Origin of the sequence: Glycomyces artemisiae, from assembly GCF_003002955.1 — a bacterium.
In the GTDB taxonomy this organism is placed as follows: Bacteria; Actinomycetota; Actinomycetes; order Mycobacteriales; family Micromonosporaceae; genus Glycomyces; species Glycomyces artemisiae.
This window is the reverse complement of the sequence record NZ_PVTJ01000005.1, coordinates 37,213-57,592: the sequence shown is the minus strand read 5'-3', so window position 1 is coordinate 57,592 and position 20,380 is coordinate 37,213. Positions and strand designations below refer to the sequence as shown.

The following is a 20,380-nucleotide window of genomic DNA, read 5'->3' as shown; positions in this document are numbered from 1 at the left end:
GCGGTTTGACTCATTGCGTTCCCGAATGACAAGGAGCGCCAATGACCGGACCCGACGCCGGACACCTGCGCCGCACTGCGAGCGCGCTGCACTCGTTCAACCGCTTCGAGATCAAGTACCTGCTGTCGTACGACGAGGTGCCGCGGCTCCGCGAGGAGCTGGCCGCCCGCATGGAGGCCGACCCGTTCACCGTGCGCGGCGGCTACCCGGTCGCGAGCCTGTACTACGACTCCGCTTCGCTGCGGTACTACTGGGAGAAGATCGAGGGCCTGCGGTTCCGCCGCAAGGTCCGGGTTCGCGCGTACGGCGAGCGGCACGAACTGACCGACGAGACGCCGGTCTACATCGAGATCAAGCAGCGGGTCAACCGGGTCACGCAGAAGCGGCGCGTGAAGGTGCCGTACCTGCTGGCGCGCAAGCTGTGCGACGAGGCGGTCCTCATCGACCACCTGCCGGAGCAGCGGCCGTTCCTCGAAGAGGTCATGGGCCTGGTCGAGGGGCACGGACTGCGGCCCACCGCGATCACCGCGTACAGCCGCGAGGCGTACCTCGGCTCCGACGCGGACCTGGGGCTGCGCGTGACGATCGACCACCGGGTGCGGGGGCGCGACCGCGACTTCCACCTGGGCGCCGAGGTCGAGAACCGGCTCATCATCCCGCCGCACAAGGCGATCGTGGAGGTCAAGGCCAACGAGCGGGTCCCGTACTGGGTCACCGACATGGCCGCGCGCCTCGGGATGTCCGTCGTGCGGATCTCCAAGTACTGCCAGAGCATCGAGGCGCACGGCATGGCCCCGCGCTCGGTCTTCCACGTCCCCACCGAGGACGACTACTCGGTCCATTCCAAGAACGAAGCCTCGGCTTCCGTCTAGCCCGAATCAGAAAGCGACCATGGACTTCCTTACCGGATTCAACGACCTCTCGGCCGAGTTCAGCGTGGCGGACATCGCCATCTCGCTGACGCTCTCCTTCATCCTGAGCTGCGTGATCGGGCTCGTCTACCGGTGGACGCACCGGAACGTCTCGTACAGCCAGTCGTACGTGCAGACCCTCATCGTCATGGGGATGATCATCGCGGTGATCATGCTGATCGTCGGCTCGAACGTGGCGCGGGCCTTCGCGCTCGTCGGCGCGCTGTCGATCATCAGATTCCGCAACGCGCTCAAGGAGACCCGCGACGTCGGGTACATCTTCCTGGTGATGGGCGTGGGCATGGCCTGCGGCACCAGGTTCTACCTGCTCGCGATCATCGCGACGGTCGTGGTGTGCCTGGTGCTGGTGCTCATGTACCGGTTCAACTGGTTCGCGCACAACGTGCAGCGCCAGGTCGTTAAGGTCCACGTGCCGACCGACGAGGACTACGCCGACCGCATCGACGACGTGCTCATCCGCAACACCGACGAGTACGAGCAGGTCAGCATCGAGACGATCCGCGGCGGCGCCTTGCTGGAGTACACGTACACGGTGCGCCTGAAGAAGGCCAAGAACGCCGCGGGGCTCCTCGGCGAGCTGCGCGAGGTGACCTCGGGCCAGCAGGTGACCGTGCTGACCGGTTACGACCAGACGGACCTCTAGCCGTGGCCGGCAGGAAGCTGCGCCACCGCATCCCGGTGAGCCTCAGGCACTACTGGAAGCTCATCGCGGGCTCGGTCGGGCTGATCGCGGTGCTCACGCTGGTGGTGGGGACCGTGCGCGCGACGGCCCTGGTGTACTCCGACGCCAACGAGGGCTTCGTGGTCACCAACGACATCCAGGGCACCGTGGACCTGTTCGACACCTCGGTGGCGCACGAGATCAGCCTGTCGTACAGCGACGCGGACTACGACGACATGGTCGAGGAGTTCGAGGACTCCGGCCAGAAGGGCTGGATCAAGGCCGACATCACGATCGACGGCGTCACCATCTCCGACGTGGGGATCCGCTTGAAGGGCAACTCGACGCTGTCGGCGCTCGGCGGCGGCATGTCGATGGGCGGCGGCGAGGACGGCGGGGGCTTCCCCGGCGGCGGCGAGATGCCCGAGGGGATGGAGCTGCCGGAGGGCATGGAGATGCCCGAAGGCATGGAGTTCCCCGGCGGCGGCGAAGGGGGCGCTGGAGGCATGGGGGGTTCGACGCTGAGCTTCGACGACCCCGAGGGCCTGCCGTGGCTCGTGGACTTCTCGAAGTACGTCGACGGGCAGGTCTACCAGGGGAACAAGGAGATCAGCCTGCGTGTAGACTCCGCGATGGGCGGGGCCGCCGAAGGCACCTCGCTCAACGAGGCCGTGACCTTGGAGCTGCTCGAAGCGAGCGGCCAGTCCTCGTACGACTGGACCTACTCGACGGTGTCGGTCAACGGCGGCGAGGCGGTCACCCGCCGGGTCGTCGACATCATGGACGTGACCTGGGCCGAAGACGAGTACGGGGAGAACGCCGGGGTGCTGTACAAGGCCCTGTCGACCGGCTCGTTCACGTACCAGGGCGCCGACCCCGACGAGTACGAGGACGACTTCAAGCAGCTGAGCATGGAGGGCTCGTACGACGCGCAGCCGATCATCGACTTCCTGGAGTGGATGAGCGAGGCCGACGACGCGACGTTCGACGCCGAGCTGGGCGACTGGGTCGACGTCGAGTCCTTCGCGGACTACACGGCCTTCCAGAACCTCGTGACCAACGGCGACGACATGTCGGGGCCGGGCCAGAACTACTACCTCTGGTACGACTTCGGCACCGGGCTCATCTCCATCCTGACCTGGGACGTCGACCTGACGCTCCAGAGCGCCGACCTCGCGCCGGACGAGAACGCGTCGATCGGCGGCGGTGGCGGCATGGGCGGCTTCGGCGGCGAGATGCCCGAGGGCATGGAGCTCCCGGAGGGCATGGAGATGCCCGGCGGCGGCGAGGACGGCGAAGGCGGCGGCTTCACCATGGGCGGCAACGAGTTGAAGGAGCGGTTCCTCGCGTCGGAGGCGTTCCAGGACGAGTACGACGCCGCCTACCAGGAGCTGTACGACGCGCTGTACGCGTCGGGAGCGGCGCTGAAGGCGGTCGAGACCGCGCAGGCGGCGGCCGAGCTGAGCGGCGGCGACGCGGCCGCTTCGGCGGAGTCGCTGACGTCGTTCGTCCAGCAGCGCACGGACTTCCTCGCGGAAGCACTGGCGCAGTAGAACTGGGAAAGCCCCCGGTCTCGGCGCCGCTTGCAAGCCGTGAATTTGCACAGAGGCGCGGCACCGGGGGCGTTTCGCTTGCGGCTCAGCCGGTGAGGGCCGGGCCGAGGACGATGGCCGCCACCGTGAAGTAGATGAGCAGACCGGTGGCGTCGCACAGGGTCGAGACCATCGGGGCCGAGACGAGGGCCGGGTCGATGCCCACTTTCTTGGCCAGCAGCGGCAGCAGCGAGCCGACGAACGTGGACCACGTGCAGATCACCAGCAGGGTGATCCCGATGATGAGCCCGATGTCCCAGCCGTACACGAAGCCGACGACGGGTCCGCCGACGAGCGCGAGCAGCGCGCCGAGGACGAAGCCCACGCGCGACTCGCGCCAGGTGATGCGGAAGGCGTCGGAGAAGCGGACCTCGCCGACGGCCATGGCGCGGATGATCGTCACCGACGCCTGCGACCCGGAGTTCCCGCCGGTGCCGGTGAGCAGCGAGATGAAGACCGCGAGGACGGTGACGTTCGCCAGGTACGTCTCGTAGTAGTTGAGCACGGTCACGGTGAGCGAGGCCGAGACGGCGAGGACGAGCAGCCACACGGCGCGCTTGCGCGCCAGCATGAACACGCCCGCCGACAGGTACGGCCGGTCCAGCGGCTCGGCGCCGGCGCTGCGGGCGACGTCCTCGGTGTCCTCGGCTTCGAGGACCTCCATGGCGTCGTCCCAGGTGATGAGGCCGACGAGGCGGTCCTCGTGGTCGACGACCGGGAGCGCGTTGAGGTTGGCCTCCTGGATGAGGCGCGCGGCCTCCTCCTGGTCGGTGTCGGTGGCGACCTGGTAGTGCTCGCTGGCGATGAGGTCGGCGACCTCGGTGTCGGGGTCGGCGCTGACGAGGTCGGCGAGGGTGACGGTGCCGAGGAGCTTGCGGTGCCCGTCGGTCACCGGCAGCACGTCGAGGTGCCGGGGCCGCTCGCGCAGGTGCCGGATGCGCTCGATCGCGGCGGCGGCGGTCATCGACGCGCGCAGCGACACGTAGTCGGGCGTCATGATGCGCCCGGCGGACTCGGAGTCGTACCCGAGGAGCTGGGCGGTCTGGCGCCGGTCGGCGGCGCTCAGCTGCGACTGGAAGCGGGTCGCGACCTTCGCGGGCATCTCGTCGAAGAGCTTGGCCCGGTCGTCGGCCTCCATGGATTCGAGCAGCTCGCGCACGAAGTCGGTCTTGAGGCCGTCGATGAGCTCCTGCTGGTGGACCGGGTCGAGCTCCTCGAAGACGGCGAGCGCGCGGTCCTTGGGGAGCAGGCGGAACCTGAGCGCCTGGTCGGCCAGGTCCATGCGGGGGAGCTCTTCGACGAGCTCGACGGTCGAGAAGTCGGCGAGTTCGAGCCGGAGTGCGGCGAGTTCATCGACCGCCGCGGGCGAAATGGGCTGAATGGTCGTCGCCATGCGTCAGCCACCTCCTAACACGAGGAAAGGGCCGTGCCTCTCGACGCGTCAGCAGAAAACGCAGGTCAGGCCGCCCGCTTCACGATAAGAGGGCGCGAGGCACGGTGAAAGCAAAATGGGAAGAACGCGGTCGTATCTCGACTAGATCCGGGGTCGTCGCCCATGGCCCTCACCTCCTCGGGTCGCAGTGCACCTGACCGCTCCAGGATACCCATCCTCTGTGAACAACGTCGCTCTCCGGGGTACCCGAAGACTCGCAGCTCACACTGGAATCAAACGGACAGTGAACGCGAAAAGGCCGGGCGTGTCGCCCGGCCTTTCGCTGTGGTGGACTAGCTCAGCTTGTCCAGGATGATCTGGCGGACGGTGCCCGCGTCGGCCTGGCCCTTGGTGGCCTTCATGACCGCGCCGATGAGGACGCCCGCGGCGGCGTGGGTGCCGCCGCGGATCTTGTCGGCGACGGCCGGGTTCGCGGCGATGGCCTCGTCGACGGCCGCTTCGAGCGCGCCCGTGTCGGAGACGACCTCCAGGCCGCGCTTGGCGGCGACGTCGGCCGGGGAGCCCTCGCCGGCGAGGACGCCGTCGATGACCTGGCGGGCGAGCTTGTCGTTCAGGCGCCCGTCGTCGACCATGCCCTGGAGCTCGGCGACCTGCGCGGGCGTGATCGCGAGCGCGGCCAGCTCCTCGCCGGACTCGTTGGCGCGGCGGGAGAGTTCGCCGAGCCACCACTTGACGGCCCCCGAGGGGGTCGTGCCGGCGGCCACGGTCGCCTCGATGAGCTCGACGGCGTCGGCGTTGACGACCGACTGCATGTCCTTGTCCCCCAGGGACCATTCGGCCTGGAGGCGCTCGCGGCGCTTGCGCGGGAGCTCCGGCAGGGAGGCGCGCAGCTCCTCGACCCATTCGCGGGACGGCTCCATGACGGCGAGGTCGGGCTCCGGGAAGTACCGGTAGTCCGTGGCCTCCTCTTTGGAGCGGCCGGGGCTGGTCTCGCCGGTGGCCTCGTGGAAGTGGCGGGTCTCCTGGAAGATCCGCTCCCCCGCGTCGAGGAGCGCGGACTGGCGGCGCACCTCGTAGCGGACGGCGCGCTCGACCGAGCGCAGGGAGTTGACGTTCTTCGTCTCGGTGCGGGTGCCCCACTCCTCGCCGGGCCTGTTCAGCGAGAGGTTGACGTCGCAGCGGAGGGACCCCTGCTCCATGCGGACGTCGGAGACGCCGAGGGAGCGCACGATGTCGCGCAGCTCGGCGGTGTAGGCGCGGGCGACCTCGGGGGCGAGGGCGCCGGTGCCCGGGACGGGGCGGGTGACGATCTCCACGAGGGGGATCCCGGCACGGTTGTAGTCCACGAGGGACTCGGTGGCGCCGTGGATGCGGCCGGTCGTGCCGCCCACGTGGAGGGTCTTGCCGGTGTCCTCTTCGAGGTGGACGCGCTCGATCTCGACGCGGTGGACCTCGCCGTCGACGACGACGTCGACGTAGCCGTCCTCGCAGAGCGGCTCCTCGTACTGGGAGGTCTGGAAGTTCTTCGGCATGTCCGGGTAGAAGTAGTTCTTCCGGGCGAAGCGGGTCCAGGACGCGATGGTGCAGTTGAGCGCCAGGCCGATCTTGATGGTGGCCTCGACGGCGGCCCGGTTGGCGACCGGGAGGGCGCCGGGGAGGGCCAGGCAGACGGGGCAGACCTGGGTGTTGGGCTCGGCGCCGAACGTCGTGGCGCAGCCGCAGAACATCTTGGTCTTCGTGTCGAGCTCGATGTGGGTTTCGAGTCCGAGGACGGGCTCGTAGGTCGCCACGGCCTGCTCGAAGGTGTTCAACTTCGTCATGTTCGCTTACTTCCCTTCGAGTTCGGGCGCGGTGTCGGCGAGCAGGACGTCCTGGGTGGACTCCAGGGCGGCCGCCACGCGGTAGGTGATGTCGTCGCCCAGGACCGGGCCCATGACCTGGAGGCCCACGGGCATGCCCTCGGAGAGGCCGACGGGGACGGAGACGCCGGGGCCGCCGTACATGTTCGTCGGGATCGTGTAGAGGTCGGCGAGGTACATCTGGTACGGGTCGCCGGTGCGGGCGCCGAACTCGAACGCGACGAACGGCGTGGTCGGGCTGATGATCGCGTCGACCTGCGTGAACGCCTTCTCGAAGTCCTGCTTGATGAGCGTGCGGACCTTCTGGGCCTTGCCGTAGAACGCGTCGACGTACCCGGCGCTGAGCGCGTAGGTGCCGAGGATGATGCGGCGCTTGACCTCCGGGCCGAAGCCCGCTTCGCGGGTGAGGCTCATGACCTCTTCGAGCGAGTGCTTGCCGTCGTCCCCGGCGCGCAGGCCGTAGCGGACGCCGTCGTAGCGGGCGAGGTTCGAGGAGGCCTCGGAGGGGGCGATGAGGTAGTACGTCGGCAGCGCGTACGCGAACGACGGGCAGGAGACCTCGACGATCTCGGCGCCGAGCTTCGCGAGCTGGTCGACGGACTGGCGGAACGCGTCGACGACGCCCTGCTCGGCGTCGTCGTAGGTCGACTCGAACTCGCGGACCACGCCGAGCTTGACACCGGTGAGGTCGCCGTTCGCCCCGGTCTTGGCGGCCTCGACGACGGGCGGGACGGGCGCGTCGATGGAGGTCGAGTCGCGCGGGTCGTACCCGGAGATGACCTCGTGGAGGAGCGCGGCGTCGAGTGCGTTGCGGGACACCGGGCCCGGCGTGTCGAGCGACGAGGAGAAGGCGATGAGCCCGTAGCGGGAGTTGCCGCCGTAGGTGGGCTTGGCACCGAAGGTGCCGGTGACGGCGCCGGGCTGGCGGATCGAGCCGCCGGTGTCGGTGCCGATGGCGAGCGGGGCCATCTTCGCGGCGACCGCGGCGGCGGACCCGCCGCCGGAGCCGCCGGGGATGCGGCCGGTGTCCCACGGGTTCAGGGTCTTGAAGTACGCGGAGTACTCGGTGGAGGAGCCCATGGCGAACTCGTCCATGTTCGTCTTGCCGAGGATCGGCATCTTCGCTGCCTTGATGCGCTCGACGATCGTCGCGTCGTAGGGCGGGATCCAGCCTTCGAGGATCTTGGAGGCCGCGGTGGTCGGGAGGCCCTTGGTGACCACGACGTCCTTGATCGCGATCGGCACGCCCGCGAGCGGGCCGACGGTCTCGCCGGCGGCGATCGCGGCGTCGACCTCGGCCGCGGTGGCGAGCGCGCCGTCGCGGTCGACGTGCAGGAACGCCTTGATCGTGCCGTCCACGGCGGCGATGCGGTCGAGGAACGCGGTGGTGGCCTCGACGGAGGTGAGGCGGCCCTCGCGGATGTCCGCGGCCAGTTCGGCGGCGGTCTTGTCGATGATGCGGCTCATCTAAGCCTCCTCGTCCAGGATGCGCGGGACGCGGAAGCGGTCCTCGGCGGTGTCGGGGCCGCCCGCGAGGACGGCGTCGCGGGGCAGGGACGGCTGGGGCTGGTCTTCCCGGAACACGTTCACCAGCGGCACCGCGTGCGAGGTCGGCTGGACGCCGTCCGTGTCCACTTCGGCGAGCGTCTTCATCGACTGGAGGATGACGTCGAGCTGTCCGGCGAAGGCGTCGAGCTCGTCATCGGTGACCTCAAGGCGGGCCAGCCGCGCCAGGTGCGCGACTTCCTCGCGTGAAATCGTACTCACGACAGGTGTTTCCTAACGGTTACTAGCTGCGGGAAGACCAGTCGAGTCTAGGCCGTGCGCGGCGGCGGCCCGAGGCGGGCACGGCCGGGGCGCGGACGGGTCATAGCTGCGCGGACGGTCCGGTGCCGCGGAGTGTGACGGACGGGTCGCGGGAACGGTTTGTCACAGATAGAGCGGGGTGGATACGACCCCCTAGCCACGGCGAATGTGACGTGATACTCTTTCGGCACTGGTTCGGAACGGGTTTCCTGGTTTCCTTTCTGTTTCCTTGCTAAGAACGAGTCGGTGGGTGTTCCGACTTGTGGTGGTGTTCTCGGACCAGTACGGGCCCCGGGCTTTCGCTCGGGGCCCATTTCTGTATGTCCTACAACGGGTTCCCGACCGCGGCCAGATTGCCGTCGCGGTGCTCGGGCTCGCCGTGCCAGGCCCGCCAGAGCGCCGCGTAGTGGCCGTCGAGCGCGATGAGCTCGTCGTGGTTCCCCAGCTCGGCGACGCGGCCGTCCTCGACGACGGCGATCCGGTCGGCGTCGTGCGCAGTGTGCAGCCGGTGCGCGATGGCGATCACGGTGCGGCCCTCCAGGACCGCGGCCAGAGCGCGCTCGGTGTCGCGGGCGGCCCGCGGGTCGAGCATCGCGGTGGCCTCGTCGAGGATCACCACATCGGGGTCGGCGAGGATGATGCGCGCCAGCGCGATCTGCTGCGCCGACGCGGCGTCGAGCTCGCGGGCCTTGCCGCCCAGCGCCGTGTCGAGGCCCTCGGGCAGGTCGAAGGCCCAGTCGGCGCCGACGGCGGCGAGCGCGTCGTGCAGTTCCTGGTCGGCGGCGTCGGCCTTCGCGAGGATGAGGTTGTCGCGCAGGGAGGCCGTGAAGACGTGGTGCTCCTGGGTGACGAGGGTGACGCGGCGGCGGCGCTCGTCGAGCGGGAGCGCGGCGACGTCGACGCCGCCGATGGCGGCGCGGCCTTCGCGGGGCGTGTCCGAGCCGGAGATGAGCCGCGCGAGCGTGGACTTCCCGGCGCCGGAGGGCCCGACGACGGCGAGGCGCTGGCCTGCGGGGACGCTGAGGGTGACGCCGTGGAGGACGTCGCGGGTGCCGGACGGGTAGGCGTAGCGGACGTCGATGAGGTCGACGGTGCCGTCGACGGGCCGCTCAGTGGTGGCGCCCGCTTCGGTGTCCTCGGCTTCGGCGACGCCTTCGATGCGGGACATGGCGGCGAAGCCGCGCTGGACCTTCTCGACCCACATGAGGATGTGGTCGATCGGGAACATGATCTGGCGGGTGAGGACCGCGCAGGACGCGACGGTGCCGAGGGTGACGGCGCCGTCGAAGTAGAGCGCGCCGCCGACGAGGAGGACCGTGGCGGTGGGGAGGGCGTAGGCGCCGTCGAGGAACGGGAAGAACACGCTGCGCAGGAACAGGGTGTAGCGGGCGGCCTTCCAGTGGCGGGCGACCGTGGCGTCCCCGGCGCGGTCGCGCATCTCGCGCAGGCGGTAGGCCTCGGTGGTGCGGGCGCCGTCGGCGGAGGCGCCGATGGTGTCGCCGATGCCGGACTCGGCCTGGCGCTCGTTGAGGTAGCCGGTGCGGGCGCGCTTGAGGTACCAGCGGGTGCCGATGTACAGGGACGGGACGACGACGAGCATGCACAGGCCCAGGAGCGGGCTGGCCCAGAGCATCGCGCTGAAGAACACGATCACCTTGAGGACCGAGACGATGATCTGCGGGAGGCCGTCGCGGAACAGGACCCCGGCTTCGGGGACGTCGGCGGAGGAGCGGGTCATGAGGTCGCCGGAGCCGGCCTGCTCGACGACGGGCATCGGCAGGCGCAGGGCGCGGTCGACGAACTCGACGCGCATGCGCGCGGAGAGCTTCTCGCCGAGGCGGTGGGACACGAACGTGCCGAGCCAGGTGAAGGCGACGACGGCGACGATGGAGGCGATGAGGCCGAGCGCGAGCCGGTCGATGGCGCCGGTGCCCTCTCCGGCGGTGAGCCGGTCGAGCATCTCGCCGAGGAGGAGCGGCGCGACGGCGGCGGCGACCGCGGCGACGAGGTGGAGGCCGACCGCGGCGGCGGCGCGGCGCTTCTCGGACAGGAGCAACCGCAGGAAGGCGCGGCGGACCGCGGGGGTGTCGGCGACGGGCAGCTGGCCGGCGGCGGGGCGTTCGGGCGCCGTGGTGGTCATGCTTCCTCCCGGGAGACGAGTGCGCGGTAGTCGGGGTGCTCGGCGGCGAGTTCGTGGTGCGTGCCGGTGGCGGTGACCTTGCCGCCCTGGACGAACGCGACGCGGTCGGCGCGGCCGAGCCACAGCGGCGAGGTGGTGGCGACGGCGGTGGCGAGGCCCGAGCGGGTCTCGGCGAGGCGGTCGACGATGCGGGCCTCGGTGTGCGAGTCGACCGCGGAGGTCGGCTCGTGGAGCAGCAGCGCCTCGGGGGCGGCGGCGACGGCGCGGGCGAGCCGGAGGCGCTGGCGCTGGCCGCCGGAAAGCGTGCGGGCCTGGTTGTCGAGCTCGGTGTCGAGGCCGTGCGGGAGGGACTCGACGACGTCGGCGGCGGAGGCCGCTTCGATGGCGAGATCGACGCGGTCGCGGCCGTCGCGGGCGCCGATCGCGGCGGCGAGGGTGCCCGCGAACAGGTACGCGTCGTGGTCGGCGACGAGGACGCGGCGGTGCAGCTCGTCGCGGTCGAGCCCGGCGACGGGGACGTCGCCGAAGCGCGCCTCGGAGCGCTCGTAGCCGCCGAGGCGGTCGAAGACGCGGGCGACCTGCTCGGAGTCGGCGGAGGCGACGGCGAGGAGCTCACCGCCGCCCAAGGTGAGCCCGGACTCGGGGTCGTGGAGTTCGGCCCCGGCGGCGGGTCCGGGGAGGATCTCGGCGGGGGCGTCGCGTTCGGGGGTGTTGAGCAGCTCGCAGACCTTCCCGGCGGCGACGCGGCCTTCGATGATGCGGTAGGTGCAGCCGATGAGCCAGTGGACGGGCAGCAGCAGGGCGCTGGTGTACCCGAACGCGGCGACCATCTGGCCGGGCGTGAGGTCCCCGGAGGCGACCTGGCGGGCGGCGATCCAGATGACGACGCCGAGGAGGATCGCGGGGGTGCCTTCGCCGAGCGCGTTGAGCCACGCCTGCGGGGCGGCGACCTTGTACCCGGCCTCGCGCAGGGCCTCGGAGTCCTGGCGGTAGGAGGCGGTGAAGCGGGCCTCGCCGCCGATGCCGCGCAGGACCCGCAGGCCCGAGACGATGTCGGAGGCGCGGCCGGTGATGTCGCCGACGCGCTCGCGGTAGGCCTCCTGGCGGTCCTGGAGCTTGTTGAGGACCGGGCCGGTGACGAGGCCGACGACGAACACGCCGATGAAGATGGTGAGGCCCAGGGCGACCGAGGTGTTGAACAGGAGGACGCCGACGGCGATGAGGCCGATGACGCAGCCCGCGGTGGGCGAGAGCGAGTCGACGGCCCAGGAGATCCGGTTGATGTCGGTGGCGCCGACGGAGACGACCTCGCCGGTGGTGACCTTGCGGCGCAGCTCGTCGCCGAGGCGGTTCACCTTGCGGGTAGCGAGCTGGAGCGTGCGGTACGAGGCGTCCATGCGCCAGTAGACGGTGAGGCGGTGGGACCAGACGATCATCCCGGCGGTGGCGAACCCGGCGAGGACCATCCCGCCGGCCCAGAAGGCGAGGGCGCCCCAGTCGTGCTCGCGCAGGCCGTTGTCGACGGCGCCGGTGAGGAAGTACGGCAGGACCGGGAGCGAGCCGAGCGCGATGCCGGAGGTGATGAGCGCGGCGACGGCGAGGCCCTTGTTGCGGCTGGCGAGCCAGGCGAGGAGGCGCCACGGGGTGCGCGGAGGCTCGATGGGGTCGCCGCGCGAGCCGTCCGGGAGCAGGGGGTCGGCGAGCGGGTATTCGGGAGCACGGAGGAACCTCACTTGCCGAGCGTAAAGGGAGGGTCCGACAACCGGCAATCGATTAACGCCCGATGTGAGGTTTGACCTGCGAATTCGCCGGATATCAGGCGACCTGGGCGTATCCGAGGGGCGCTCGCGGACGATGCACTACGATTTCCGGGACATCTGGGGAGGACCGCCATTCACCGTCAGCGCGCGATCGGCCTGAAGCTGTTCACCGCCGCCGCGGTGTTCGCGTTCGGGTACCTCGCCTGGGTTGCGGCCCATCCGCTCTCGATCCTGCTCCTGGGGCACTGCCACGTCTCCGACCGGGCGTCCCTCGCGATAGCGCTCCTCATGTACGGCCTCGTGCTGGCCGTGCTGTCCCTGGTGTGGCGCAGCTGCCTGACGACCGTCCGCGAGGCCGCCTGGCTGGACGCGGGCGGCGGCGGGCCGGTGGCGCACCGGGAGTCCGCGGGGCCGGGCCGCCGCGGGACTGTCGCGCTCCAGTTCGGGGCCTGGGTCTGCGCCGGACGCGCACCGCCGCTACCGGCGTGAGACCAGCCTGCGCGCCGACGCACTGACCGTGCGGTTCTGCGGCGTGCCGTCCCGTTGCCGCACTCCCCGACTGGAGCCCATCGTGCCGACCCTGTATTCCGAGAACCACCTGCTGGAACCCGAGTGGACCGGCGAGCTGTGGGGCGCCGAGGGCCGCCCCGTGCTGCTGCTGACCGAGACCGGCGAGGACCGGTCCGCGTGGTGGCCGGTCGCCGCGCGCCTCGCCGCGTCGCACGCCGTGGCCGTGCTCGACCTGCCCGAAGGCGGCCGGATCGGCGACCGCGCCGAGACGCTCGCCCAGTTCGTCGCGGACATGGGCACCCGCGCGCCGGTCGTCGCGGCCTACGGGCGGGCGGCGATCATCGCCTCGCTGTTCGCGTGCCGGTACGTCGCCCACGGCGTGGCCGCGATCGAGCAGGCCCTCGATGCGCCCGCGGCGGACGAGGACACGGCCGCGGCCCTGGAGGAGATCACCGCGGGCCCGCGGAAGATCAAGTGCCGCTACGTGTCCGTGTTCGCGTCCGAGCCGCGTTCGGGCTACGCGGCGTGGCTCGCCGAGCGCATCCCCGGCGCCGTGTGCGCCGTGTACGGCACCGCGGGCCCGTACCCGCACCTCAGCGCCCCCGAGCGGTTCACGGACGAGGTGAGCGCACTGGCGTCCTGAGCGGGGAGGCGACCGTCCATTCGACACGGAGCGACGGTCCGGCAACGGTTACTTGGAGTTTTGTTTCACCAGAGTCCTTCTCAACGAAGAAAATCTTCGGTATGGTCTCAGTCACGATTCGAACCTCTACCCCCGACCGATCCCCGCTCCGTCCGCGGCGGCGAGCAGCGCCGCCGCAGGAATTCCGAAGGGACGCAATCGCATGACCCACCAAGAATCGCGAATCCCCCGCTCCCGCCGCTGGGTGCTCTCCCGGGCCCTCATGGTCGGCGGCGCAGTGGGCGCCGCCGCGGTCCCGTCCGTGTTCGCACTCCAGTCCGCGAGCGCCGCGACCTCGGTCGACATGGAGCTCGTGCTCGTGGCCGCGATGGTCGACCCCCAGAAGTCCGGCACCGGCACCACCCTCAACGCGGCGGCCTCGGTGAAGGCCGTCGAGCAGGCGCTCGACGCGAAGAACCACCTCGCGGCCTCCTTGGTGGACGGCCATTACGGCAGCTCCACCGTCACCGCGTACTCCGACTGGCAGAAGTCCCTCGGCTACTCCGGCCTCGACGCCAACGGCATCCCCGGCCCCACCTCGCTGACCCGCCTCGGCAGCGAGACCGGCCTGTACACCGTCACCCGCCAGGTCAGCATCGGGTCGAACTCGGACTCCTACGGCGGCAAGCGGGTCAACACCCGCACCAAGAACATGCTCGCCGCCGCCGACGGCAAGCTCTCCTGGAGCCTCGCACTGACGCAGGGCTCCTACACGACCGGCAACCCGTCCTCGGCGGGCACGCACGACGGCGGCGGCGTGGTCGACGTCAGCGTCAGCGGCATGTCCACGACGCAGCGCTGGCAGACGGTCAAGGCCCTCCGCGATGTCGGCTTCGCGGCCTGGCTGCGCACCCCCGAGCAGGGCTTCAGCTACCACATCCACGCGAACGCCATCGGCGACACCGACATGGTCGCCGTCGCGCGGGCGCAGGTCCACGACTACTTCTACGGCAAGAACGGGCTGGCGAGCCACGCCGCCGACAACACCCCCAGCGCCTACAAGGGTTCGTTCACCTGGTGGGAGCAGTACAAGCGGAGCTGACAACAGCTCGACATTGAAAGACCGGCGGGCGGGGCCACACAATGGCCCCGCCCGCCGCTTCGCGTGCTACTTGCCGGAGAAGCGGTCGATCCAGCTTGAGCCGGAGGAGGACTGCTGGCTGCGGCGGATGCCGACGATGTCGATGACGGTCTCGACGAGCTCTTCGGGGCTGTTGGTGGCGATGACGGCCCGCGGATGGAAGCTGGTGCGCGCGGTGACGCTGCCGCCGAAGATGATCGCCGGAGTCGGAATGCCGGCCTCGACCATGCGGTCGAGGAGGTTGGTTCCCGCGGCGTCGCCGTCGGGCTCGGCTTCGCGCCGCATGTCGGTGATCACCAGGTCGTACGACATGGCGCTGAGGGCCGCGACGGCGTGAGTGGTGGAGGACACGGTGTCGACCTTCAATCCGGCGGTCCTGAAGAGCCGGATGAGCGGCTCGTTCCACTCGTGGTGGTCGTCGACCCAGAGAATGCTGCCGCCGTTGAGGAGGTCTGCGGAGAGGGCCAGCCGGGTGGCCGCGCGCAGGCCGCGCTGGGAGTCTTCGGTGGACGGGCCGGGCCGGTATTGCGGCAGCGGCACCGCGCCGGGATAACCGGCCTGCGTGGCGGGGAGCGGCGGGGCGTAGTACGTGGTCGGCCGGGGCTCGGTGAGCGGGATCGGCGGCTCGTCGTTCTTCGGCTTGGCGCCGTTGTCGTTCGGTTCGTCGGCGGGCGGGGTGTTCATGGGGCGCAGGCGTACCGACTCGGTGGCCTCGTCGTCGGCGGCGGTGATCGGCGGCGGGGCGAAGTCGGGCGGCGGCGCGTAGCCGCCGGGCTGGACCGGGATCGGCGGCAAGGGGCCGTTCCAGTCGGGCTGGGGCAGGGCGGCGGGGCCGCGGGCGTAGGACTCCTCGATGGCCTGCTGGGCGAGTTCGACCGTGACCCAAGGGGTCTCGACCTTCGTCATGCGGGGCGCCTGCTGCGTGAATATGCGCTTGGCGACGGCCAGCGCGATGAAGCCGAACCCGATCCAGAGGAAGGCGGGCAGCACCTTGATCAGCTCGATCCAGATGGCTTCGCTCATGAATGGCTCCAAGAGAGGGGGGTACCGGGCCGGGCATCTCAACCTTAATCGGCCGAGGCGGCCCGTCCGGTACCCCCTTGGTACCTATCGGGTGAGTGCCTTGTACAGGGCGATCCACTTGTCCGGGTGGACGAGGCCGACCGGGGCGTCCTTGGCGATCCCGGCCTCGGCGCACGCGCGGGCGGCGGCGCGGGCGGGGACCGCCTGGCGCAGCGAGGCGGCGAGGGAGCCGCCGACGCCGGTGAAGCCGAGGGCGACCATGTCGCGGTAGTCGCGGAGGGCGCGGCGCGGCAGCAGCGGTTTCGGGCGGCGGGTCAGGTGGAGGACGGCGCCGTCGACGTTCGGGACGGGCCGGAACTGCTCGCGGCCGATGCGGATGCCCAGGGCGAGTTCGTGTTCGGGCCAGGCGTCGACGGCGAGCTTGGACCAGCGGCCGTAGTCGCCGGTGTGCTTGCGGGCGAACTCGCGCTGGACGAGGAGGCTCGCGCTGGTGAGCGCGGGCGCGTCCAGGCACCAGCGGACGATGTCGGTGGTGATCGCGAAGGGCACGTTGGCGATGACGCGGAACGGCTCGTGCGGCGGTTCGGCGTCGCGGAAGTCGCCGGTGCGGAGCCGGAAGCGGTCGAGGTGCCCGTAGCGGGACCGGAGGCGTTCGGCGAAGTGGGTGTCCTTCTCGTAGGCGAGGACGCGGCGGGCGCGGTCCAGGAGCGGGCCGGTGAGCATGCCGCCGCCGGGGCCGACCTCGACGACGAGGTCGTCAGGGCCGACGTCGGCGGTGAGGCGGTCCGCGAGGCGCGGGTCGGCCAGGAAGTTCTGGGACAGGCGCTTGCGGTTCGAGACGCGGGCGTAGGTGGAGCGCGGAGTACGGCTGCGGGACATGGGAGACCTCTGCGGAAGTAGTCGAATCAGGACGGTCGATTCGCCTAGACCGCGCAGTGGCGCAGCGGGTGCCGTCAGAGGGCACCGTCAAGGACCGGCCGGAGCCGGTGGAGGCGTGCGCGTGCGGGGCCTAGGCCGCCGCGCGGAGCCGCGTGAAGTACGGGCCGAACGCGGCGCACGCGTTGAGCCCGGGTGATCCCGACATGCGGGCCAGGCTACCGGAGGGTCCGGGAGCCGTCGAACCGTTTTTCGCCGCTGCGGATGGAACCGGTGTCGCCGGTCGAGTAGCGGCCGGGCACGTGGAGGCGGAGCACGGCCTCGCCGGCCCAGTCGGGGACCGAGGAGGGCCGGGACGCGGCGGCCATCGTGATGAACGCCAACGGGACGGTCCACAGCGCGGGCTGGGCGAGGAGGATCGACCAGGTGCCCGGCGGCAGGTCGAGGATCACCGAGGCGAGGGCCGCGCCGGTGGAGGAGGCGGCGCCGACGAGGAGCCCGGCGGTGGCGCCGGTCGCGGTGAGGCCGCGCCACCAGATGCCGAGGGTCAGGAGCGGGCAGAAGGTGGAGGCGGCGACCGCGAAGGCCCAGCCGACGAGCACGTTGATGTCGACGTCGGCGGCGGGCAGCGACAGCACGACCGCGAGCGCGGTCCCGACGAGGACTCCCATGCGCAGCTTGGAGAGCGAGCCGCCGAACAGGTCGTGCGAGAGGCCCCCGGCGAGCGCGAGGAGCAGCCCGGAGGACGTCGACAGGAACGCCGCGAACGCGCCCGCTGCGACGAGCGCGGTCAGGACCGCGCCGACGGTGCCCGGGGCTATGGCTTCGGGGACGAGGACGGGCACGACGTCGGTCTCCTCCGGGCTGGGCACGGCGATGCGCCCGAGGAGCCCGTAGACGATCGGGAAGAGGTAGAACAGGCTCAGCAGCACGATGACCGAGACGGCGACGCGGCGGGCCGCGCGGGCGCCCGCGACCGTGTGGAAGCGCATCACGACGTGCGGGAGTCCCATGGCGCCCAACGTGGTCGCCACGAGGACCGAGACGGTGGCGAGGAGCGAGTGGCCCGAGCCGTCGAGGTCCAGGAGCGGCCGGGCCCAGTCCGGGTCGGGTCCGTGCGCGGCCAGCGCGGCCTCGCGGCGGTCGGACCCGGCGAGGACGATGAGCACGACCGCCGGGCCCGCGATGAACGCGAGCTTCACGAGGTAGTGGAACGCCTGAACATACGTGGCCGAACGCATCCCGCCGACGGCGATCGTCGAGGAGACCACGAGCCCGGCGCCGAGGACGCCGATCCAGTACGGGATGCCGGAGACGAGTTCGAGGACCACACCGGCCGCTTTGAACTGCGGCAGCAGGTACAGCAGCATGATGACCAGGACCACGAGGCCGCACATGCGGCGGATGCGCGGCGAGCCGAGGCGGTACTCCGCGAAGTCGGGCACGGTGTAGGCGCCGCTGCGGCGCATGGGGCCGGCGACGAGGGCCGCGACGAGCACGTACCCGGCGGTGAAGCCCACGGCGTACCACATCGCGCCGACGCCGTTCTTCACGAGCAGGCCCGCGAGGCCGAGGACGGAAGCGGCCGAGACGTACTCCCCCGCGATGGCGAGGGCGTTCCATCCCGGCACGATCGAGCGGGAGGCGACCAGGAAGTCCGGTGTGGACCTTGCGGCGCGCACGCCCCACACGCCGATGACGACGCTGGCGACGAGCACCAGCGTGATCGAGGCGAGCCCGAGCATCAGGGGCCGCCCGGCGCGTGGTCGTCCTCGACGCGCTCGGCGCGGCGCACATGGACCGCGGCGAGCGTGAGCAAGACCGGGTAGGGCGCGAAGAACAGGACCGCCCAGCCGAGGCGGCCGGGCACGAGCGCGGCGGCCGCGAGCAGGACCGCGAGCGCGATCCCGAGCGCTGCGGCGGTGCGCACGGCGAGGCGGCGCTGGCGGCGCAGGGCGCGTTCTGCGGCTTCGAGGTCGATCGCGGAGGAGGGCATCCCGGGTCGCCCGGCGAGATGGCTGAGCCGCCCCATGGCGTCCGCCCCGCGCCGTTGCGCGAGGCGGGTCTGGGGGCTGGTGACTCGGACCCTCTGAATCACAGCGTTTACTCCGGTTCGGGGAAAGGCGAGCGAAGCGAGCCGGACGGGTGGGGCGACGGGTGCGGGCTCATGCGTCTCCGCGGACCGCTTGGAGGAGGCGCTCGCGCAGCAGCCTGGAGTGGCGGCGGCTCACGGGGACCTCGCCGGCGCCGGTGACGGCGACGAGGCCCGCGGTCGAGGTCACGCGCAGTTCGGTGATCGAGGCGAGGTTGACGAGGAAGGACCGGTGCGCGCGCACGAAACCGGCTGCGTCCCATACCTCTTCGAGATAGGTGAGGGACTGCCTGAGCAGGTGCGAGTGGCGCCCGGAGTGGAGCCGCACGTAGTCGCCGTGGGCTTCGGCGTAGGCGATGTCGTCGCGGCGGACGAAGACCGTCCGGCCTGCCAGCTCGACTTGGACGACGGCGAGGTCGTCGGCTTTGTCCCCCGCCGGGGCGGGGCCGGAGCGGCGGCGGCCGATGCGGGCGACGGCCTCGGCGAGGCGTTCGGGTCGGAAGGGCTTGAGCAGGTAGTCGACCGCGCCGAGGCCGAAGGCCTCGACCGCGTGGTTGTCGTAGGCGGTGACGAACACGATGGCCGGGGGGTGCGAGAGGCGCCGCAGGATGCGGGCGACGTCGATGCCGGTGAGGCCGGGCATGGCGATGTCGAGGAACGCGGCGTCGAAGGTGCCCTCGCCGAGGAGGCGCACGGCCTCGTCGCCTCCGGCGGCGCTCTGGACCTCGCCGACGCTGGGCTGCTCGGCGAGCTGCCCCGCGAGCTCGGCGCGGGTGGAGGACTCGTCTTCGACGACGAGGACTCGAAGTCCGGTACTCATCAGCGGTTACTCCGGTTCGGGGAGACGGGCAGAGCGAGCGGTCGGGTAGGGCGGGTGCGGGCTCATGCGTGGACTCCTCGGGCGTAGCGGGGGATTCTCACGGTGGCCTTGGTACCGGCGCCGGGGGCGGTGTCGAGCCAGAGGCCGTACTCGGGACCGTAGACGGCCCGCAGCCGCTTGTCCACGTTCGCGAGGCCGATGCGGCCCGAACCGGCGCGCGAGCCGGTCAGGATCGCTTTGGCGACATCGGGGTCCATGCCGTCGCCGTCGTCCTCGACCTCGATGACGCACAGCGGCCCCTCCGAGAAGCCGCGGACGGCGATGTGGCCGGTGCCGGGCTTGGTCTCGAAGCCGTGGCGGACGGCGTTCTCGACGATCGGCTGGACGACCAGGAACGGGATGGGCACGGGCAGGACCTCCGGGGCGATGCGCACGGTGATGTCGAGTCGGTCGTCGAAGCGGGCCCGCTGGAGCTCCAGGTAGGTCTGGACGGCGTGGAGCTCGTCGGCGACCGTGGCGAAGTCCCCGGTCCCGGCGAAGGAGTAGCGCAGGTAGTCGGAGAAGTCGGTGAGCAGCTCGCGGGCGCGCTCGGGGTCGGTGCGGGTGTGGGCGCTGATGGCGGCGAGGGCGTTGTGCATGAAGTGCGGGGAGATCTGGGCGCGGAGGGTGCGCAGGTCGGCTTCGGCGATGCGCTCGCGGGCGCGCACCAGGTCGGCGTGGTCGAGGGCGCGGACGACGAGGTCGGCGGCCTCGGCGAGGTCGGCGTCGCTGACGTCCCCGGAGACGAGCAGGCACCCGGCGAGGTCGCCGGAGACGACGAGCGGCGCGGCCCGCAGCGGCGGGGCGGTGACCGGTTCGAGGACGTCCAGGGTCTCCACCAGGAGTGCTTGGGCCGCATCGGGATCGATGCTCCCGGCGACGGCGAGGACGCGTTCGCAGTCGGCGAGGGCGACGGCGTCGGCGGCGAGGAGCCGCGCGAGGCGGCGGGCGGCCACCTGGGCGCCCTTGCCGGTGAGCCCGTCGGCGAGGGCCTCGCCGGTCTGGCGCGACAAGCGGAGCGCGGCGAGGGTCGCCGCGCTGCCGGTCCGCCGACGCTGGCGATGAGGGGATCGCGCGATCACAACACAACTGTAACGTGGCGCACATCAGGGCC

The 20,380-nt window shown here is 71.2% G+C and carries 18 protein-coding genes; 6 read left to right on the top strand and 12 right to left on the bottom strand.

Going from position 1 to position 20,380, the window contains the following annotated elements; genetic code table 11:
• Positions 1 to 41 precede the first annotated feature (41 nt).
• From B0I28_RS13820 to B0I28_RS13810, 3 genes are read left to right on the top strand one after another with little or no spacing between them, the layout of a single operon-like run.
• Positions 42 to 872: a polyphosphate polymerase domain-containing protein gene (locus B0I28_RS13820; RefSeq protein WP_106364430.1), complete on the top strand. Its 831-nt coding sequence runs from the start codon at positions 42 to 44 to the stop codon at positions 870 to 872.
• 19 nt (positions 873 to 891) lie between these two features.
• Positions 892 to 1,575 carry a DUF4956 domain-containing protein gene (locus tag B0I28_RS13815; RefSeq protein ID WP_106364429.1) on the top strand — a complete coding sequence of 228 codons (684 nt, stop codon included), beginning with the start codon at positions 892 to 894 and terminating at the stop codon, positions 1,573 to 1,575.
• Between the two features lie 2 nt (positions 1,576 to 1,577).
• Complete coding sequence (locus B0I28_RS13810) at positions 1,578 to 3,146, top strand: CotH kinase family protein (RefSeq protein ID WP_106364428.1); 1,569 nt, start codon at positions 1,578 to 1,580, stop codon at positions 3,144 to 3,146.
• Between the two features lie 85 nt (positions 3,147 to 3,231).
• On the opposite strand, the gene mgtE is transcribed toward B0I28_RS13810, so the two are convergent.
• The 6 genes from mgtE to B0I28_RS13780 all read right to left on the bottom strand — a co-directional run bounded on the left by mgtE (position 3,232) and on the right by B0I28_RS13780 (position 12,116).
• Positions 3,232 to 4,578 (bottom strand): magnesium transporter, encoded by a 1,347-nt coding sequence (gene mgtE, locus B0I28_RS13805; protein ID WP_106364427.1) that lies wholly within the window; start codon positions 4,576 to 4,578, stop codon positions 3,232 to 3,234.
• A gap of 332 nt (positions 4,579 to 4,910) precedes the next feature.
• Positions 4,911 to 6,398: an Asp-tRNA(Asn)/Glu-tRNA(Gln) amidotransferase subunit GatB gene (gene gatB, locus B0I28_RS13800; protein WP_106364426.1), complete on the bottom strand. Its 1,488-nt coding sequence runs from the start codon at positions 6,396 to 6,398 to the stop codon at positions 4,911 to 4,913.
• Positions 6,399 to 6,404: 6 nt separating this feature from the next.
• The gene (gene gatA / locus B0I28_RS13795) at positions 6,405 to 7,904 is read right to left on the bottom strand and encodes an Asp-tRNA(Asn)/Glu-tRNA(Gln) amidotransferase subunit GatA (RefSeq protein WP_106364425.1); all 1,500 of its coding nucleotides are present in this window, start codon (positions 7,902 to 7,904) and stop codon (positions 6,405 to 6,407) included.
• The gene (gene gatC, locus B0I28_RS13790; RefSeq protein WP_091054223.1) at positions 7,905 to 8,204 is read right to left on the bottom strand and encodes an Asp-tRNA(Asn)/Glu-tRNA(Gln) amidotransferase subunit GatC; all 300 of its coding nucleotides are present in this window, start codon (positions 8,202 to 8,204) and stop codon (positions 7,905 to 7,907) included.
• Positions 8,205 to 8,568: 364 nt separating this feature from the next.
• On the bottom strand, positions 8,569 to 10,383 hold the full coding sequence (locus B0I28_RS13785; RefSeq protein WP_106364424.1) for an ABC transporter ATP-binding protein: 1,815 nt from the start codon (positions 10,381 to 10,383) through the stop codon (positions 8,569 to 8,571).
• The gene (locus tag B0I28_RS13780; protein WP_146148094.1) at positions 10,380 to 12,116 is read right to left on the bottom strand and encodes an ABC transporter transmembrane domain-containing protein; all 1,737 of its coding nucleotides are present in this window, start codon (positions 12,114 to 12,116) and stop codon (positions 10,380 to 10,382) included. The genes B0I28_RS13785 and B0I28_RS13780 overlap by 4 nt, the downstream gene beginning before the upstream one ends.
• A 207-nt stretch (positions 12,117 to 12,323) precedes the next feature.
• On the opposite strand from B0I28_RS13780, the gene B0I28_RS13775 reads away from it, so the two are divergent.
• The 3 genes from B0I28_RS13775 (at position 12,324) to B0I28_RS13765 (ending at position 14,377) form a co-directional block, all read left to right on the top strand.
• Entirely contained in the window at positions 12,324 to 12,632 is a 309-nt protein-coding gene (locus B0I28_RS13775) for a hypothetical protein (RefSeq protein WP_106364422.1), read from the top strand.
• Between the two features lie 82 nt (positions 12,633 to 12,714).
• Complete coding sequence (locus tag B0I28_RS13770) at positions 12,715 to 13,296, top strand: alpha/beta fold hydrolase (RefSeq protein ID WP_106364421.1); 582 nt, start codon at positions 12,715 to 12,717, stop codon at positions 13,294 to 13,296.
• Between the two features lie 202 nt (positions 13,297 to 13,498).
• A complete protein-coding gene (locus tag B0I28_RS13765; protein WP_106364420.1) occupies positions 13,499 to 14,377 on the top strand; it encodes a peptidoglycan-binding protein in 879 nt (292 codons plus the stop codon).
• Positions 14,378 to 14,443: 66 nt separating this feature from the next.
• Here B0I28_RS13765 and B0I28_RS13760 read toward each other — a convergent pair whose 3' ends face one another.
• The 6 genes from B0I28_RS13760 to B0I28_RS13735 form a co-directional block, all read right to left on the bottom strand.
• On the bottom strand, positions 14,444 to 15,439 hold the full coding sequence (locus B0I28_RS13760; protein WP_106364419.1) for a DNA-binding transcriptional response regulator: 996 nt from the start codon (positions 15,437 to 15,439) through the stop codon (positions 14,444 to 14,446).
• Between the two features lie 84 nt (positions 15,440 to 15,523).
• Complete coding sequence (erm, locus tag B0I28_RS13755) at positions 15,524 to 16,318, bottom strand: 23S ribosomal RNA methyltransferase Erm (protein ID WP_106364418.1); 795 nt, start codon at positions 16,316 to 16,318, stop codon at positions 15,524 to 15,526.
• 215 nt (positions 16,319 to 16,533) lie between these two features.
• A complete protein-coding gene (locus tag B0I28_RS13750) occupies positions 16,534 to 18,060 on the bottom strand; it encodes a sodium/solute symporter (protein ID WP_219926757.1) in 1,527 nt (508 codons plus the stop codon).
• Complete coding sequence (locus B0I28_RS13745) at positions 18,060 to 18,413, bottom strand: hypothetical protein (protein ID WP_146148093.1); 354 nt, start codon at positions 18,411 to 18,413, stop codon at positions 18,060 to 18,062. Before B0I28_RS13745 ends, B0I28_RS13750 begins: the two co-directional genes overlap by 1 nt.
• A gap of 67 nt (positions 18,414 to 18,480) precedes the next feature.
• The gene (locus B0I28_RS13740; RefSeq protein WP_106364415.1) at positions 18,481 to 19,227 is read right to left on the bottom strand and encodes a LytR/AlgR family response regulator transcription factor; all 747 of its coding nucleotides are present in this window, start codon (positions 19,225 to 19,227) and stop codon (positions 18,481 to 18,483) included.
• A 62-nt stretch (positions 19,228 to 19,289) separates the two neighbouring features.
• Positions 19,290 to 20,345: a sensor histidine kinase gene (locus tag B0I28_RS13735; RefSeq protein WP_425433444.1), complete on the bottom strand. Its 1,056-nt coding sequence runs from the start codon at positions 20,343 to 20,345 to the stop codon at positions 19,290 to 19,292.
• Positions 20,346 to 20,380: the final 35 nt, after the last annotated feature.

Bases quoted from the DNA above. Each gene is read 5' to 3' on its own strand.
- mgtE (WP_106364427.1), bottom strand. From the start codon at position 4,578: ATGGCGACGACCATTCAGCCCATTTCGCCCGCGGCGGTCGATGAACTC.
- B0I28_RS13815 (WP_106364429.1), top strand. From the start codon at position 892: ATGGACTTCCTTACCGGATTCAACGACCTCTCGGCCGAGTTCAGCGTG.
- B0I28_RS13760 (WP_106364419.1), bottom strand. From the start codon at position 15,439: ATGAGCGAAGCCATCTGGATCGAGCTGATCAAGGTGCTGCCCGCCTTC.
- B0I28_RS13750 (WP_219926757.1), bottom strand. From the start codon at position 18,060: ATGCTCGGGCTCGCCTCGATCACGCTGGTGCTCGTCGCCAGCGTCGTC.
- B0I28_RS13785 (WP_106364424.1), bottom strand. From the start codon at position 10,383: ATGACCACCACGGCGCCCGAACGCCCCGCCGCCGGCCAGCTGCCCGTC.
- erm (WP_106364418.1), bottom strand. From the start codon at position 16,318: ATGTCCCGCAGCCGTACTCCGCGCTCCACCTACGCCCGCGTCTCGAAC.
- B0I28_RS13820 (WP_106364430.1), top strand. From the start codon at position 42: ATGACCGGACCCGACGCCGGACACCTGCGCCGCACTGCGAGCGCGCTG.
- gatA (WP_106364425.1), bottom strand. From the start codon at position 7,904: ATGAGCCGCATCATCGACAAGACCGCCGCCGAACTGGCCGCGGACATC.
- B0I28_RS13765 (WP_106364420.1), top strand. From the start codon at position 13,499: ATGACCCACCAAGAATCGCGAATCCCCCGCTCCCGCCGCTGGGTGCTC.
- gatB (WP_106364426.1), bottom strand. From the start codon at position 6,398: ATGACGAAGTTGAACACCTTCGAGCAGGCCGTGGCGACCTACGAGCCC.
- B0I28_RS13740 (WP_106364415.1), bottom strand. From the start codon at position 19,227: ATGAGTACCGGACTTCGAGTCCTCGTCGTCGAAGACGAGTCCTCCACC.